Here is a 15,139-nt window from a genome sequence, read left to right on the forward strand (position 1 = left end):
GCATCCGGCGCCGCGGCGGTCAGCCGCGGCGCTGGGCCGCCGGTTCCGCCGGGCGACCGACCAGGGCCGCGAAGTCGGCCTCGTTGCGCTCGGCCAGCCGGGTGTACACCCACCCCGCCGCCGCCAGGAACGGGAACGCCACCACGCCCAGCAGCAGCCACGGCAGGCCCATCCCGGCCACGTTGACCCGCGTCGCGGCGGGCCACAGCGTGAACACCAGCGGCAGCCCGCCCAGGGTCACCGCCACCACCCCGGCCAGTCGCAACGCCAGCCCCAACTGCACCCGCATCAGCTCGCGCACCAGCACGTCACCGACCGGGGTCTGCTCCACCAGCTCGACGTGCGCGCCCGGCGCGGTCCGGGTCCGGCGGTGGGCGGCCAGGTCGACGCGCACCCGTTCGCTCATGTCCGCCAACCTACAGCCGCAATGTTTCGGGGGCATGCAGCCGCAGCAGCATCGCACCCACCCCGGCCGGGACGCGGCGCCGGGTCGCCGCCGACACCGCCGTCATCACCACGAACGACAACGGCACCGTCCACGCCGCGGGCTGGGCCAGCAGGTCCGCGGCCAGGCCCGGCGCGGGCGGGACGAACACCGTCCACAGCACCGCCACCACCGCGCTGCCGCCCCCGGCCAGGATCCCCGCCGCCGCCCCCGCCGCGGTCAGCCCGCGCCACCAGATGCCCAGCACCAGCAGCGGACAGAAGCTCGACGCGGCCACCGCGAACGCCAACCCCACCACCTGCGACACGTTCAGCCCGTGTACGGCCAGCGCCAGCAGCGTCGGCACCGCCCCGGCCACCAGCGCCGCCAACCGGAACGCCGTCAGTGGCCCGGCCGCCCGCCGCGTCAGCCACCCCGGCAGCCGTACGTCGTTGGCCAGCACCCCGGCGACGGAGGTCAGCAGCCCGTTGGACGTCGACAGGAACGCGGCGAAAGCCCCGGCCGCCACCAGCGCACCCAGGCAGTCGGCGGCCAGGCCCGGCCCCAGCGCCGCCCCGGGCAGCAGCAGCACCACGGTGTCATTGCGCCCGCCCACCAGCTGCGGGGTGTAGATCCGGCCCAGCACCCCGTACACGGCGGGGAAGAGGTAGAACACGCCGACCAGGCCCAGCACGATCGCGGTGGTGCGCCGCGCCGACGCCCCGTCGGGGTTGGTGTAGAACCTGGCCAGCACGTGCGGCAGCCCCATCGTGCCCAGGAACGTCGCCAGGATCAGCGAGTACGTCCCGACCAGCCCGCCCGTCGGCGCCGCCCACGCGGCATCGGCCGGGATCGACGGGCTGCCGTCGGAGCGCCACCGGGCCAGCAGGAAGAACGCGGGCACCGCGATCGCGGTCAGCTTCAGCCAGTACTGGAACGCCTGCACGTACGTGGCCGAGCGCATCCCGCCGAACGCCACGTTGCCGGTCACCACCGCCCCGACCAGCACCACCCCGAGCCAGTGCGGACCGCCGGTGACGATCCCGAACGTCAGCCCCGCCCCCTGCAACTGCGGCAGCAGGTAGAACCAGCCGATGAACAGCACGAACGCCGTCGCCAGCGCCCGCAGCCGGGGCGAGCCCAGCCGCGCCTCGCAGAAGTCCGGCAGCGTGAACGCGCCCGACCGGCGCAGCGGCGCCGCCACGAACAGCAGCAACGCCAGGTAGCCTGCGGCGAACCCGACCGGATACCAGAGCATGCGCGCGCCGTACGCCAAAATCAGCCCGGCCACGCCCAGGAAGCTCGCCGCCGACAGATACTCCCCGCCGATCGCGGCCGCGTTCTGCGTCGGGCTCACCATCCGCGACGCCACCAGCAGATCCGACGTGCCGCGCACCAGGCGCACACCCCATGCTCCGATCACGACGGTCACCACGGTGACGGTCGTGACGGCGAACAGGGCGTAGGGGTTCACAGCCGTCGGATCGTAACCGCCGCACCGCCCCCGCACCACCCACCGCCCACACCGCCCATCCGCCGCCCATCCCGGCCCCACCGGGACGCCCAGGCGCCCGCCGAGCGCCTCCGGCGGTCGGGAAGGGGCCCTTCCACAACGTATTCCGATAAGAAGGTGCCCTTCCCTCTCCGGCGGCGGCAGGGCAACATCGGGGGATGCTTCCGGCGTTGGGGGTGGCCGCGGTGGTCGCCGTGGTGGCGGCCACCGCCGCAGTGATGCTGCGCGGCCGTCGCCGGGTGATCACGCCGACCGAGCGGGCCACCTACCAGGTGCTGCACTCGGCCGCGCTGGCCAGCGGGCCGCTGCGGCAGGGCCTGCGTGACGACACCGCGGCGCAGGCGCTCAAGCATCTGCGTACCCTCGTCGGCACCGCCGGGCTGGCCCTGGCCGACCGTAACGGCGTCATCGCCCACGACGGTGCCGGCACCGACCATCGCGACGCGGTGCTCGCCGCCGCCCGCCGCGCCCTGGCCACCGAACGGCCCGTGCTGCTGCACGCCGACGAACTGTCCTGTGTACGCCTGGACTGTCCCGTCCGCGGCGTCGTCGCCGCCACCGTCACCCCGCCCTCACGCACCGGCGCGCCCACCGCCGCGCTGGTCGCCGTCACCGACGCCCGACCCTCCCCCGGCCTGCTGCGGGTGGTGCTGGAGACCGCCCACTGGATGGCGCTGCAGCTGGAACTGGCCGAACTCCAGGAGGAACGCGCCCGCTCCGCCCGCGCCGAGGTACGCGCCCTGCGCGCCCAGATCAGCCCGCACTTCGTCTACAACGCCCTCACCGCGATCGCCTCGTTCGTGCGCACCGACCCCGAACGCGCCCGCGAGCTGATCCTCGAGTTCGCCGAGTTCACCCGCTACTCCTTCCGCGCCCACGGCGACTTCACCACCCTGGCCGAGGAGCTGCGCTCCATCGACCGCTACCTCACCATCGAACGGGCCCGCTTCGGCGAGAAACTGCAGGTGCGGCTTCGGGTCGCGCCCGAGGTGCTGCCGGTGGAGGTGCCGTTCCTGTGCCTGCAGCCGCTGGTCGAGAACGCCGTCCGGCACGGCCTGCACCCCAAGCCCGGCATGGGCACCATCCGCATCAGCGCCGCCGACGCCGGTGCCGACTGCGAGATCATCGTCGAGGACGACGGCGTCGGCATGGACCCCGCCATCCTGCTCAACCCGGCGCCCGTCGGCGACGGCGAACCCGGCCGCCACGTCGGGCTGGGCAACGTCGACGACCGGCTGCGGGCGGTCTTCGGCGACTCGTACGGCCTGGTCGTCGAGACCGCCCCGGACGCGGGCACCCGCGTCAGCCTGCGCATCCCCAAATTCCACCGGAGCAGCCGCGCATGACCTCGATGGAACCCTCGCTGCGGGTCCTGGCCGTCGACGACGAGCCCCCGGCCCTCGACGAACTGGCCTACCTGCTGCGCAACGACCCCCGGGTCGGGCACGTGCACACCGCCCCCGACGCCACCGAGGCGCTGCGCGTCCTGCGCGACACCGAGGTCGACGCGGTCTTCCTCGACCTGCGCATGCCCGGCCTGGACGGCATGGACCTGGCCCGGCTGCTGCAGCGCTTCGCCCGCTCCCCCGCCGTCGTCTTCGTCACCGCCTACGACGACCGGGCCGCCGACGCGTTCGACCTCGGCGTCGTCGACTACGTACGCAAGCCGGTACGGCCCGAACGGATCGCCGAGTCGTTGCGACGGGTGCTGGCAGAACGCGGCCATGGCGGCGAACGGCCCGCCCCTGACCCGGCCGGGGCGGACGTGACCATCCCGGTCGAGCTCGGCGGCGTGGTCAAGCTGCTGCCCCGCTCGGCGGTGTGCTGGGTGGAGGCGCAGGGCGACTACGCCCGGCTGCACACCGCCGACGGCTCACACCTGGTCCGGGTGTCGCTGACCCAGTTGGAGGAGCGCTGGACCGAGGCCGGTTTCCTGCGCATCCACCGGTCGTACCTGGTCCGGCTGGACCTGGTCACCGAGTTGCGGCTGACCGGCTCCGGGTACGTCGTCACCGTGGAAGGCCACCAGCTCCCGGTCGCGCGGCGGCACACCCGCGCGCTCAAGGACCGGCTCATCCGCCCGGCCAAGCAGCACTGGACCGCCTGACGGCGCGGGCCACGCCACCCCGCCGCCGCACGCCGCCACCCGTCGCCGCACGCCGCCGCACGCCGCCACCCGCCGTCGCTTATGCGCAGCGGCGTTAAGAAGGGGCCCTTCTACATCGGAAAGCGATAACAAGGTGCCCTTCCTTACCCCCTCGGGGGTGCCGTTCGGCGAGGGGGGTGAGCCGCTGGGCGCGTGGGCGCTACCGTTCGGCGCGTGCGGCCGCCGCGCCCGATTTGCCCGTACCGGCGGGCGATCACCAGTCCTAGCCTGCGCTGAACCGTTCCCCTCCCCACAGGCTGGTGACACATGAGCACCGACGCTCCTGAGACGAGCGCAGCCGCGCCCGACCGCTACGAGCAGGTGGCCGCGAGCCCCGAATTCGACGGGCTGCGCCGCGCGCTGCGACGCTTCGTCTTCCCGATGACCATCGCCTTCTTCACCTGGTACGCGCTCTACGTGATCCTCTCGGCGTACGCGCGCGGCTTTATGGGCAAGGTCGTCCTCGGCGATCACATCAACGTCGCCCTGATCTTCGGGCTGCTGCAGTTCGTCTCCACGTTCCTCATCGCGTGGCTGTACGCCCGCTACGCCGACCGCAAGCTCGACCCCGTCGCCGAGCAGATCAAGGCCGAGCTGGAAGGAGGCGACCAGTGAGCGCCCGTACCCTCACCATCGTCCTGTTCGTCGTCTTCGTGCTGATCACGCTGGCCATCACCATCTGGGCCAGCCGCCAGACCCGCACCGCCACCGACTTCTACGCCGGCGGCCGCTCGTTCTCCGGCTTCGCCAACGGCATGGCCATCGGCGGCGACTACATGTCGGCCGCCAGCTTCCTGGGCATCGCGGGCATCATCGCGCTCTCGGGCTACGACGGCTTCCTCTACTCCATCGGCTTCCTGGTCGCCTGGCTGGTCGCGCTGCTGCTGGTGGCCGAACTGCTGCGCAACTCCGGCAAGTACACGATGGCCGACGTGCTGGCGTTCCGGATGCGGCAGACCCCGGTCCGGGTCGCCGCCTCCATCTCCACCATCACCGTGTCGATCTTCTACCTGCTGGCGCAGATGGTCGGCGCGGGCGCCCTGGTCGCGCTGCTGCTGGGCATCAAACCCGGACAGACCTTCCTGGGTATGGACGCCGCCACCGCGAAGATCGCCACCATCGTCTTCATCGGCATCCTCATGATCGTCTACGTCACCGTCGGCGGCATGAAGGGCACCACCTACGTCCAGATCGTCAAGGCGTTCCTGCTCATGGTCGGCGCCGCGCTGATGACCGTGCTGGTGCTCGCGGCGTTCAAGTTCAACCTGTCCGACCTGCTCGGCAGCGCGGCCGAGAAGTCCGGCAAGGGCGCGGCGTTCCTCGAACCCGGGCTGCGGTACGGCAAGGAGGTCGCCGGCGACGCCACGCAGACCTTCTACAACAAGATGGACCTGCTGTCGCTCGGCATCGCGCTGGTCCTCGGCACCGCGGGCCTGCCGCACATCCTGATCCGCTTCTACACCGTGCCCAACTCCAAGGCGGCCCGCAAGAGCGTCCTGTGGGCCATCGGCATCATCGGCGTCTTCTACCTGATGACCCTGGCCCTGGGCTTCGGCGCCGCGGCCATGGTCGGCGGCGCGGCCATCACCGGCCAGGACAAGAGCGGCAACACCGCCGCACCGCAGCTGGCCCAGGCGCTGGGCGAGAAGTTCTTCGGCGGCACCAACGGCGGCGCGGCCCTGCTGGCCGTCATCGCCGCGGTCGCCTTCGCCACCATCCTGGCCGTGGTCGCCGGGCTCACCCTGGCCTCGTCCAGCTCGCTGGCGCACGACCTCTACGCCAACGTGTGGCGCAAGGGTCAGGTCACCGAGGGCGGCGAGGTGAAGGTCGCCCGCATCTCCGCGTTCGCCATCGGCGCGGTCGCGATCGTGCTGGCCATCTTCGCGCAGAGCCTCAACGTGGCGTTCCTGGTGGCGCTGGCGTTCGCGGTGGCGGCCTCGGGCAACCTGCCCGCCATCCTGTACTCGCTGTTCTGGAAGAAGTTCACCACCGCCGGGGCCACCGCGGCCATCTACGGTGGCCTGATCACCGCCGTGGTGCTGGTGTTCTTCTCGCCGGTCGTGTCCGGCACCCCGACGGCGATGTTCCCGGACTCCGACTGGCACTGGTTCCCGCTGTCCAACCCGGGCATCATCTCGATTCCGGTCGGCTTCCTGTGCGGCTGGATCGGCACCATGCTGTCGCGCGAGTCCGCCGACGCGGCCAAGTTCGCCGAGCTGGAGGTCCGGTCGCTGACCGGCCACGGCGCGCACTGAGCACCGCACGAGGAAAGGTGGCGCGGGTCTGGCAGGACCCGCGCCACCTTTGTCACGCGTACGGCGTCACGCCCGGCTCGGCGGCGCCTTGCAGATCGTCTCCACGAAGTGGGCCAGCTTGTCGTGGTCCAGGTGCTGGGCCAGGTCCGCCTCACTGATCATGCCGACGAGCTGGTGGTCCTCGATCACCGGAATTCGGCGGATCTTGTGCTGCTCCATCAGCTTGAGCACCTCGTTCTCGTCGGCCTTGGCGTCCACCCAGATCGGGGTGCCCTGCGCCAACTGGGCCGCGGTCATCTTGGCCGGATCCTTGCCCGCCGCGATGCACTTGATCACAATGTCGCGGTCGGTGATGATCCCGCGTAGCTTGTCGTCCTCACCGCAGATCGGCAGCGAGCCCACCTGCAGGTCCCGCATCATCTGCGCGGCCCGGTCGAGCGTCTCGCTCTCGGGCACGCACTGCACCCCGAAATGCATCATCTGCTTCGCCGTCGTCATGGCAACCCCCCTCGAACGGTCCCCTGGGGCTCATCCTGCGCTGGCGCCCGACCCGCGCGCACGTTAATCGACAGACATCGTCGCAGGTCAGGCCACTATCGCGGGGTGACGTGGATCGTTGAGCGACACGACGACGTCGGCGAAGGTGTCCGGGGCGACCTCCTCGTCGTAGCGGGCGTACGCGGGCAGCGTCCAGCCCTGCTCCGGCGGCGTACGGCGGGCCAGCGCCGCCGCCGACGCGCGCAGGTGCACGGTCAGCTCGAACGGCAGCCCGGAACCGAGCAGGAACGCCCCACTGACCAGCACCACCGACCCGGGCGGCAGCGTCTGGTACGGCGCCCGCGTCGCCCGGTCGATCGCGGCGTCCCACAGGCTCGGCAGCACCCGGCCGGTGCCTCCGGACCCCGTCGGGTCGAGCACCTCGCGACGCAGTCCCGCCTCGTCGACCCAGCCCTCGTAGAACGAGTCAGGGTTGGTCCGGCCGAACTCCAGGCGCAGCGAGGCCGGGCGCAGGAAGTCGGCCGTACGCACATGCAGGACCGCGTGCCCGCGTGCCCGCAGCGGCGCGACCAGGTCGGCGGCCAACTCGTCCGGCGCCGTCGCGGCCGCCCCGTCGACGGCCACCCGGGTCCAGTCCCGCTGCTCGGCCAGCCCGGCGACGCGTTCGGTCAGCCCGTCCCGCAGCCGCTGCGGAGAGATCGCTCGCACTCGGTCACCGTACCGCCCGGCACACCCCCTACTCCGTCCTAGGAATCTGGGCAGCATTCCTCGGTAACGCGAAACGGCTAGGCTCCGCCCTCATGTCCACCCCGTACGAACCCGCCGAGGTCGTCGTCGTCCACGCCGGGCAGGAGCCGCCCGGCTGGTGGGACGCCGCGCTGTTCCTGGCCGGGCCGACGCCCCGCTCCCCCGACGTCGCCTCCTGGCGCCCACGAGCCCTCGAACTGCTGCGCGAGCTGTGGCAGGGCCCGGGACGGCTGGTCGTGTTCGTGCCGGAGACCGAGACCGGCGGCATGCCGCACGGCTGGGACGCCCAGGTGGCCTGGGAGGACGCCGGGCTGCACCTCAGCGACGCGATCGTGTTCTGGGTGCCGCGCGACCTGGCCACCCTGCCCGGCTTCACCACCAACGTCGAGTGGGGCCGATGGGAGGGCAGCGGTCGGGCCGTGCTCGGCGCCCCATCCGATGCCCCGGGCCTGCGCTACCTGCGGCACTACGCCCGGGTGCACGGCGTGCCGTTCGCCGACACGCTGGCCCGGACCCTGCTGTTCGCGCTGGCGACGGTGACCCCCGGGCAGCGGCGCGCGGGCGCGCACCGATGGCTGCCGCTGCCGCTGTGGCGCGACTCCGCGCTGCGCACCTGGCTGGCCGCCCAGGAGGGCGCGGGCAACCGGCTGCGCTCGGCCCGGGTCGCCTGGACCTGGCCCGGACCCGACGGGCGCCCGTTCTTCTGGGCGGCACACGTGGCCGTCGAGGTCACCGCCGAAGGGCGGGTCAAGGACAACGAGGTGGTGCTGGGCCGCCCGGACATCAGCGTGGTGGTCGCGTACCTGCCCGCGCCACGGCCCGCCGACACCAGGGTCGTGCTGGTCCGGGAGTTCCGCAGCGGCGCGGTGACCACCGATGGGTACGTGCACGAGCTGCCCGGCGGCTCCACCCGCCCCGGCACCGGACCGGTCGACCCGCTGGCCACCGCGGTGGCCGAACTGGCCGAGGAGACCGGCCTGCGCGTCGCCCCGGCGCGGCTGCGCGCCCACGGCGCCCGCCAGGTCGCCGCGACCCTGTCCGCGCACCGGGTCCACCTGTTCGGCCTCGAACTCACCGAGGCCGAACTCGACGCCCTGACCACCGGACCCCGCGAACACGGCGTGACCGCCGACGGCGAACACACCACCGTCGAGATCACCACCTATGGCGCCCTGCTCACCGACCCCGACGTCGACTGGGGCACCGTAGGCCTCGTCAGCACCGTCCTTAGGTAAGGAAGGGCAGCTTCAGGTAAGGAAGGGCAGCTTCGTCGGCTCGCGTCAGCGAGACGGGCGGCGGCTCGGCTCGGAATACGTTGTGGAAGGGCCCCTTCCTGACCGCCGGAGGCGGGCGGCGGGGCGACGCGGGCGGGCGGGTCAGCGGATCGCGGGAGTGCGGGGTTCCGGGGCAGGGGGCGGTAGTTCGACAGTGAGCGGCTGCTCGGCGGCCGCTTCCCCGGCGAAGGCGGCCAGGACGGCGGCGGTGCACTCGGCGTCGGCAGAGGCGACCAGCGGCAGCGGGTTGCCGCCCGCCAGGCGGAACGGGACCCCGGCGGCGGTACGCGCCACCCCGCCCGCCTCGGCGACCAGCAACAGCCCGGCCGCGTGGTCCCACGGGTTGTCCCAGGTCACCACAATCGCACCCCGGCCACCCCGGGCCAGTGCGAGGTAGTCCAGCCCAGTGGTGTCGTAGAACGCCATCGACACGCCGCGGCGGGCCAGCGCGTGGAAGCCACGCCGGTCCCGCTCGGTCCACCAGCGCGGACTGGCCACCGTCACGTCGAGGTGGCGCAGCTGCGGGCCGGTCGGGCGGACCCGGACCCGCTCGCCATCGATCCAGGCACCGCCACCGACCCGGGCGGTCGCGACCAGGTCCAGCGCCGGCGCGTACGTCCAGGAGGCGAGCAGCTCACCCTGGTGCGCCAGCGCGACCAGTACGGTGAACCGCGGGCTGCCGTCGACGAAGTTCGCCGTACCGTCGATGGGGTCGATGATCCACGCGGGCGCGTCGCCGTTCAGCAGCTCCAGCACGCTCGGGTCGGCCGCGACGGCCTCCTCGCCGACCACCACCGAGCCCGGCAGCAGCGCCGTGAGTTCACGGGTCAGTTCCCGCTCGGCGGCATGGTCGGCGATCGTGACCAGATCGCCCGGTTTCTTCTCGCTCACCTCGGCGTCGGCCAGCCGCCCGAACCGCGGCATGATCTGCTCCGCGGCCACCCGACGCACCACCTGCTCGACCCGAGCCACATCCCTGTCGTCAAACACCCGCCCAGCCTGCCACGACGCGAGTGAAGTAACCGCAACCGGCACGTAGCCGCGTCGTTTACCGGCCGTGATCTTTCGGGTACCCACCGCGCGATCTGCGAGTGGGCAACACCTCCCGGAACAAGCACTACGGCCGCGGCGAGCCGCGGGCAGACGGCACTCCTGGAACAAGGACTACGGCCGCGGCGAGCCGCGGGCAGGCGGCACCCTCCCCGTACAAGCACTACGGCCGCGGCGAGCCGCGGGCAGGCGGCGCGTCCCGTAACAAGCGCCACGGCCGGAGCCAGACCTACGGCCACCCCGGCACCACGTCCTGGCTGGCTGCCCAGGGGCACCGGCGCGCTGGCCGCGGTCGCCGCGTTCGGCAGGCGGGCTCTGCCGTGGACAGACGATCCCTGACGCCTGGCACGCCCCGGCCGATCTGGGGCGGCGAAGCCTGGTCCCGGACCTGGCCGGGATGTCCGGACGGGACGACCGGCCGCACCAGTTCGGACTGTTGCAGGCCAATTCGTTGCGCACCTTGCGGGTGGGTGGCGGCACCGGCCCGATGGACGAGGCGGTCCGCGACGGCGTGACGCACCTGCTGTGCCGCAACGACTCCGGCGGCGTCGATCGGAGCTCCCGCCCTACGGCGGGTGGCGCGCGGTGGTGGCCCACGAACGGCGCGTGCACCAGCGCTCCCCCGTGGCAACGCTGGACGAATCGGGGCAGCCGGTGGCAGCGGCGGTCGGCGGTCGGCGGTGGACCTGCTGCCTCGGCGGTTAACTCCTAGGCGATACGTTGGCAGCCCGCCAACGAGTTGGCAGCGGCCGCGACCTCGGCGTTCCGACCTGTCGAGTATGTCCATTCAGCCCCGAAAGATGCCAGTTCTCCCCTAGCGTGAGCCTGGGCCGATTCAGCATGGTGCTGCGGCCGTCAGCCGAGGAGGCATGGCAACAATGGCGAAGAACAACCGACCCGACCGCGCTACCCGCCGTACCGACGCACCGCGCGCGGCCCAGCCGCACGCGAACCACGCCAGTGGCGGAATGGCCGCGCATCCGGCCGACCAGCACCAGGAGTCCCCGCAGGGCATCCAGCACCAGGGTACGCAGCACCAGGGTACGCAGCAGCAGGGCGCGGCCGCGGCGACCGCCGTCGCCACCGGCACGGCCCAGCGCGAGCACACCGCTCCGGCGCCGACGTCGATGAAGTCCAAGAAGGGCAACCAGCCCAAGCACAGCCCGAAGCGCTGAAGGTCCACGGCGGAGGGTCCGGGCCATGTCCCGGACCCTCCGCTCGCTCGCGAGTTGCCGGGCAATCGGGGGTATCCGAACCGCGATACCCCCGATTGCCCGGCAACTCGGAACCACGGCCCGCGCGCTGGTCAGGCCAGTTCGGCGGCGAAGGGCTCCACCGCGGCCCGCCACCCGGCCGGATCGCTGAAGTGCACCACGTGCCCGGCTCGCGGCAGCTCGACGTAGCGCCCGCGCAGCAGCCGGGCCGACTCGCGCTGGCCCTCGACCGGGCGCCCGCGCGCGGCACCGGCCACCACCAGCGCCGGGCAGGTCACCTCGGCCAGCTCCGGCCGGTGGTCGCGGCCCATCCAGTGCTCCAGCGTCGCCAGCACGTGCTCGGTACGCACCAGCGGCCGCCAGCCGTCCGGCCCGCCCGTCATCACCTCGGGAAACGCGCCGCCCTCGCCGGGGTCGGTGCCCTCGAAGTACTCGCGCACCCGGGCCAGGGTCGGGAACGGCACCGGCCAGTCGTCGAGCCAGGCCTGCCACTTGGCGATGCCGTCGGCCGGGGTCACCGGGTTCATGTCGCCGACGACGATGCCGCGCACCAGGTCGGGGCGGCGCCCGGCGAGCTGCCAGGCGGTCAGGCCGCCCATCGAATGCCCGACGACCAGGGCCGGGCCCAGCTCCAGCGCCTCGATCACCGCGGCGGCGTCGCCGACGTAGGCGTCGCGGTCGTACGGGCCGTCGGGCTTGTCGCTGTAGCCGTGGCCGCGGGCGTCGTAGGCGTAGACGTGACCGTGGGCGGTTAGCCATTGGGCGGTGTCAGTCCAGGTGGAGGCCCGGTCGGTGAGGCCGTGCAGCAGCAGGATGCCGCGGCCGGAGCCGCCGAGGTCGAGCACATTGAGCCGTACGCCGCCGTAGCCGAGCACGTCCATGGAAAACTCCCGTTCGTCGGTGCCTCGATTCGAGGTATAGGCTAGCGGCATACCTCGAATCGAGGCAAGAAGACCGCGAGAAGGAGAATGCGGATGTGATCGAGCTCGCCATCCTCGGCTTCCTGGCCGAGCAGCCACTGCACGGCTACGAGCTGCGCACCCGCATCGCGCACCTGGTCGGCCACGCCCGCCCGATCAGCGACGGCACGCTGTACCCGGCGATCAACCGACTGGAGCAGGCCGGGCTGCTCACCCGCCGCCGCGAGGCCGGACCCGCCGCCGCGCAGCGCCATACCCTCGAACTCACCGACGCGGGCCGCGCCGAGCTGACCCGGCGGCTCACCCACCCCGCCGACCTCGACCTCAGCGACAGCACCCGCTTCTTCGCCCTGCTGGCGTTCCTCGGTCGCCTGCCCGACCGCCACGCCCAGGCCGCCGTGCTGCGCCGCCGACTGGACTTCCTGGAGCAGCCCGCGAGCTTCTTCCACACCGACGCGCGACCGCAACGGGCCGCCGACCAGACCGACCTGTTCCGGCGGGGCATGCTTGAGGTGGCGCGCGCCACCAGCCGCGCCGAGAAGGCGTGGCTACGCGACGCGCTGGCCCAACTCGAAACGTGAGACAATTTGCGGACCATGTCGCTCACTGATCAGATCCCCGCGGACACCGACCCCGACACCCTCTACGACGCCTTCGCCGGTTGGGCCGAGAGCCAGGGCTTCTCGCTGTACCCAGCCCAGCAGGACGCGCTCATCGAGATCGTCTCCGGGGCGAACCTGATCCTGAGCACCCCCACCGGCTCCGGCAAGAGCATGGTCGCGCTGGGTGCCCACTTCGCCGCCATGGCCCAGCGCAAGCGGACCTTCTACACCGCGCCGATCAAGGCGCTGGTCTCGGAGAAGTTCTTCGCGCTGTGCGCCGCCTTCGGGCCGGAGAACGTCGGCATGATGACCGGCGACGCGGCCGTGAACCCCGACGCGCCGATCATCTGCTGCACCGCGGAGATCCTGGCCAACCTCGCCCTGCGCGACGGCGCCGACGCCGACGTGGGCCAGGTCGTCATGGACGAGTTCCACTTCTACAGCGAGCCCGACCGGGGCTGGGCCTGGCAGGTGCCGCTGATCGAGCTGCCCGACGTGCAGTTCATCCTCATGTCGGCCACCCTGGGCGACGTCACCCGGTTCGTGGACGACCTGACCCGGCGCACCGGGCGGGCCACCGCCGTGGTCAGCTCCGGCGAGCGGCCGGTCCCGCTGATCCACTCGTACGTCACCACGCCGCTGCACGAGACCATCGAGGAGCTGCTGAGCACCAAGCAGGCCCCGATCTACATCGTGCACTTCACCCAGGCCGCCGCCCTGGAGCAGGCCAGCGCCCTGATGAGCATCAACATGTGCACCCGGGCCGAGAAGGACGCCATCGCCGAACTGATCGGCAACTTCCGGTTCACCGCGGGCTTCGGCAAGACCCTGTCCCGGCTGGTCCGCCACGGCATCGGCGTGCACCACGCGGGCATGCTGCCCAAGTACCGCCGCCTGGTCGAACTGCTGGCCCAGGCGGGCCTGCTCAAGGTCGTCTGCGGCACCGACACCCTCGGCGTCGGCATCAACCTGCCCATCCGCACCGTGCTGTTCACCGGCCTGAACAAGTTCGACGGCCAGAAGATGCGGCTGCTCAAGGCGCGCGAGTTCCACCAGATCGCGGGCCGGGCCGGGCGGGCCGGCTACGACACCCTGGGCACCGTCATCGTGCAGGCGCCCGAGCACGTGGTCGAGAACGAGAAGGCCGCCGCCAAGGCCGCGGGCGACCCGAAGAAGCTCAAGAAGCTGGTCCGCAAGAAGCCGCCGGAGGGCTTCGTCGGCTGGGCCCAGCCCACCTTCGAGCGCCTGGTCTCCGCCGAGCCCGAGCCGCTGACCTCCAGCTTCCACGTCAGCCACGCCATGGTCCTCAACGTGATCGAGCGCGGCGGCGACGCCTTCGCCAACATGCGCCACCTGCTCACCGACAACCACGAGCCGCGCGCGGCCCAGCGCAAGCACATCCGCCGCGCCATCTCGATCTACAAGGCGCTGCGCACCGCGGGCATCGTCGAGCAGAGCGAGGACGGCCGCATCCGGGTCACCAACGTGCTGCAGCTCGGCTTCGCGCTCAACCAGCCGCTGTCGCCGTTCGCCGTCGCCGCGATCGAACTGCTCGACCCCACCTCGCCCGGCTACGCGCTGGACGTCGTCTCGATCATCGAGGCGGTGCTCGAGGACCCGCGCCAGATCCTCTACGCCCAGCAGGACAAGGCCAAGGGCGAGGCCGTCGCGCAGATGAAGGCCGACGGCATCGAGTACGAGGAGCGCATGGCGCTGCTCGAGGGTGTCACCTGGCCCAAGCCGATGGAGGAGCTGCTCGAGGTCGCGTTCGAGTCGTACCGCAAGGGGCACCCGTGGGTCGACGACCACCGGCTGTCCCCGAAGGCGGTGGTCCGCGACCTGTTCGAGCAGGGCATGACCTTCACCGAGTACGTCAGCTTCTACAACCTCGCCCGCTCCGAGGGCCTGGTGCTGCGCTACCTCGCCGACGCGTACCGGGCGCTGCGCCAGACCGTCCCCGAGGACGCCAAGACCGACGAACTGCTCGACCTGATCGAGTGGCTGGGCGAGCTGGTGCGCCAGGTCGACTCCAGCCTGCTCGACGAGTGGGAGCAGCTGCAGTCCGGCACCTCGACCGCCGACAAGCTCGCCGCCGCGGCCGCGGCGGCCCCGCCCGCGGTCACCCGCAACGTGCGCGCGTTCCGGGTGCAGGTGCGCAACGCCCTGTTCCGCCGGGTCGAGCTCGCCGCGCGGCGGCGCTGGGACCTGCTCGGCGAGCTCGACGCGGAGTCCGGTTGGGACGCCGACGCGTGGCACGAGGCGCTGGCGCCGTACTTCGAGCTGTACGACGAGATCGGCATCGGCCCCGACGCGCGCGGTCCCGCCCGGCTCATCCTGGAGCAGCGCGCCGAGATCTGGCTCGCCCGCCAGATCCTCGACGACCCGGACGGCCACCACGACTGGGGCATCAGCGCCGAGATCGACCTCGCCGCCTCGGACGAGGCCGGGCACGCCGTCGTCCGCATCACCGACGTCGGCCAGCTCTGACAGCGAAGC

14 protein-coding genes are annotated in these 15,139 nt (G+C 72.2%); 8 read left to right on the forward strand and 6 right to left on the reverse strand.

Annotated elements, in window-relative coordinates:
* Nucleotides 1–19 precede the first annotated feature (19 nt).
* Both KUA19_RS35655 and KUA19_RS35660 read right to left on the reverse strand, forming a co-directional pair.
* Nucleotides 20–406 carry a hypothetical protein gene (locus KUA19_RS35655; RefSeq protein ID WP_254550631.1) on the reverse strand — a complete coding sequence of 129 codons (387 nt, stop codon included), beginning with the start codon at nucleotides 404–406 and terminating at the stop codon, nucleotides 20–22.
* 10 nt (nucleotides 407–416) lie between these two features.
* Complete coding sequence (locus KUA19_RS35660; protein WP_217403311.1) at nucleotides 417–1,898, reverse strand: sodium/solute symporter; 1,482 nt, start codon at nucleotides 1,896–1,898, stop codon at nucleotides 417–419.
* A 197-nt stretch (nucleotides 1,899–2,095) separates the two neighbouring features.
* Between KUA19_RS35660 and KUA19_RS35665 the strand changes: the two genes are divergently transcribed.
* The 4 genes from KUA19_RS35665 (at nucleotide 2,096) to KUA19_RS35680 (ending at nucleotide 6,338) form a co-directional block, all read left to right on the forward strand.
* Complete coding sequence (locus tag KUA19_RS35665) at nucleotides 2,096–3,283, forward strand: sensor histidine kinase (RefSeq protein ID WP_217403312.1); 1,188 nt, start codon at nucleotides 2,096–2,098, stop codon at nucleotides 3,281–3,283.
* A gap of 5 nt (nucleotides 3,284–3,288) precedes the next feature.
* Nucleotides 3,289–4,044 carry a LytR/AlgR family response regulator transcription factor gene (locus tag KUA19_RS35670; protein WP_217403388.1) on the forward strand — a complete coding sequence of 252 codons (756 nt, stop codon included), beginning with the start codon at nucleotides 3,289–3,291 and terminating at the stop codon, nucleotides 4,042–4,044.
* Nucleotides 4,045–4,350: 306 nt separating this feature from the next.
* Entirely contained in the window at nucleotides 4,351–4,698 is a 348-nt protein-coding gene (locus KUA19_RS35675; RefSeq protein ID WP_217403313.1) for a DUF485 domain-containing protein, read from the forward strand.
* Nucleotides 4,695–6,338, forward strand: a complete 1,644-nt coding sequence (locus tag KUA19_RS35680; RefSeq protein WP_217403314.1) for a monocarboxylic acid transporter — start codon at nucleotides 4,695–4,697, stop codon at nucleotides 6,336–6,338. Before KUA19_RS35675 ends, KUA19_RS35680 begins: the two co-directional genes overlap by 4 nt.
* Nucleotides 6,339–6,404: 66 nt before the next feature.
* Here KUA19_RS35680 and KUA19_RS35685 read toward each other — a convergent pair whose 3' ends face one another.
* Both KUA19_RS35685 and KUA19_RS35690 read right to left on the reverse strand, forming a co-directional pair.
* Nucleotides 6,405–6,836 (reverse strand): CBS domain-containing protein, encoded by a 432-nt coding sequence (locus KUA19_RS35685; RefSeq protein ID WP_217403315.1) that lies wholly within the window; start codon nucleotides 6,834–6,836, stop codon nucleotides 6,405–6,407.
* A gap of 87 nt (nucleotides 6,837–6,923) precedes the next feature.
* Nucleotides 6,924–7,601 (reverse strand): nucleoside/nucleotide kinase family protein, encoded by a 678-nt coding sequence (locus tag KUA19_RS35690; RefSeq protein ID WP_217403316.1) that lies wholly within the window; start codon nucleotides 7,599–7,601, stop codon nucleotides 6,924–6,926.
* A gap of 35 nt (nucleotides 7,602–7,636) precedes the next feature.
* Here KUA19_RS35690 and KUA19_RS35695 point away from each other — a divergent pair, with 35 nt between their 5' ends.
* Nucleotides 7,637–8,818: a nucleoside 2-deoxyribosyltransferase domain-containing protein gene (locus KUA19_RS35695; protein ID WP_217403318.1), complete on the forward strand. Its 1,182-nt coding sequence runs from the start codon at nucleotides 7,637–7,639 to the stop codon at nucleotides 8,816–8,818.
* 141 nt (nucleotides 8,819–8,959) lie between these two features.
* On the opposite strand, the gene KUA19_RS35700 is transcribed toward KUA19_RS35695, so the two are convergent.
* The gene (locus KUA19_RS35700; protein ID WP_217403320.1) at nucleotides 8,960–9,847 is read right to left on the reverse strand and encodes an inositol monophosphatase family protein; all 888 of its coding nucleotides are present in this window, start codon (nucleotides 9,845–9,847) and stop codon (nucleotides 8,960–8,962) included.
* A gap of 929 nt (nucleotides 9,848–10,776) precedes the next feature.
* Between KUA19_RS35700 and KUA19_RS35705 the strand changes: the two genes are divergently transcribed.
* Complete coding sequence (locus tag KUA19_RS35705) at nucleotides 10,777–11,082, forward strand: hypothetical protein (protein ID WP_217403322.1); 306 nt, start codon at nucleotides 10,777–10,779, stop codon at nucleotides 11,080–11,082.
* 131 nt (nucleotides 11,083–11,213) lie between these two features.
* On the opposite strand, the gene KUA19_RS35710 is transcribed toward KUA19_RS35705, so the two are convergent.
* The gene (locus tag KUA19_RS35710; protein ID WP_217403324.1) at nucleotides 11,214–12,002 is read right to left on the reverse strand and encodes an alpha/beta fold hydrolase; all 789 of its coding nucleotides are present in this window, start codon (nucleotides 12,000–12,002) and stop codon (nucleotides 11,214–11,216) included.
* 95 nt (nucleotides 12,003–12,097) lie between these two features.
* Here KUA19_RS35710 and KUA19_RS35715 point away from each other — a divergent pair, with 95 nt between their 5' ends.
* Together KUA19_RS35715 and KUA19_RS35720 are read left to right on the forward strand one after the other, a co-directional pair.
* Entirely contained in the window at nucleotides 12,098–12,622 is a 525-nt protein-coding gene (locus KUA19_RS35715) for a PadR family transcriptional regulator (protein ID WP_217403326.1), read from the forward strand.
* 15 nt (nucleotides 12,623–12,637) lie between these two features.
* A complete protein-coding gene (locus tag KUA19_RS35720; RefSeq protein ID WP_217403328.1) occupies nucleotides 12,638–15,130 on the forward strand; it encodes a DEAD/DEAH box helicase in 2,493 nt (830 codons plus the stop codon).
* Nucleotides 15,131–15,139: the final 9 nt, after the last annotated feature.

The sequence above is a fragment of the Catellatospora tritici genome (assembly GCF_019083965.1).
GTDB lineage: Bacteria > Actinomycetota > Actinomycetes > Mycobacteriales > Micromonosporaceae > Catellatospora > Catellatospora tritici.

Excerpts from the sequence above, each read along its gene's own strand:
- KUA19_RS35655 (WP_254550631.1), bottom strand. The coding sequence starts at position 406 with ATGAGCGAACGGGTGCGCGTCGACCTGGCCGCCCACCGCCGGACCCGG.
- KUA19_RS35665 (WP_217403312.1), top strand. The coding sequence starts at position 2,096 with ATGCTTCCGGCGTTGGGGGTGGCCGCGGTGGTCGCCGTGGTGGCGGCC.
- KUA19_RS35670 (WP_217403388.1), top strand. The coding sequence starts at position 3,289 with ATGGAACCCTCGCTGCGGGTCCTGGCCGTCGACGACGAGCCCCCGGCC.
- KUA19_RS35675 (WP_217403313.1), top strand. The coding sequence starts at position 4,351 with ATGAGCACCGACGCTCCTGAGACGAGCGCAGCCGCGCCCGACCGCTAC.
- KUA19_RS35685 (WP_217403315.1), bottom strand. The coding sequence starts at position 6,836 with ATGACGACGGCGAAGCAGATGATGCATTTCGGGGTGCAGTGCGTGCCC.
- KUA19_RS35690 (WP_217403316.1), bottom strand. The coding sequence starts at position 7,601 with ATGCTGCCCAGATTCCTAGGACGGAGTAGGGGGTGTGCCGGGCGGTAC.
- KUA19_RS35695 (WP_217403318.1), top strand. The coding sequence starts at position 7,637 with ATGTCCACCCCGTACGAACCCGCCGAGGTCGTCGTCGTCCACGCCGGG.
- KUA19_RS35705 (WP_217403322.1), top strand. The coding sequence starts at position 10,777 with ATGGCAACAATGGCGAAGAACAACCGACCCGACCGCGCTACCCGCCGT.
- KUA19_RS35710 (WP_217403324.1), bottom strand. The coding sequence starts at position 12,002 with ATGGACGTGCTCGGCTACGGCGGCGTACGGCTCAATGTGCTCGACCTC.
- KUA19_RS35720 (WP_217403328.1), top strand. The coding sequence starts at position 12,638 with ATGTCGCTCACTGATCAGATCCCCGCGGACACCGACCCCGACACCCTC.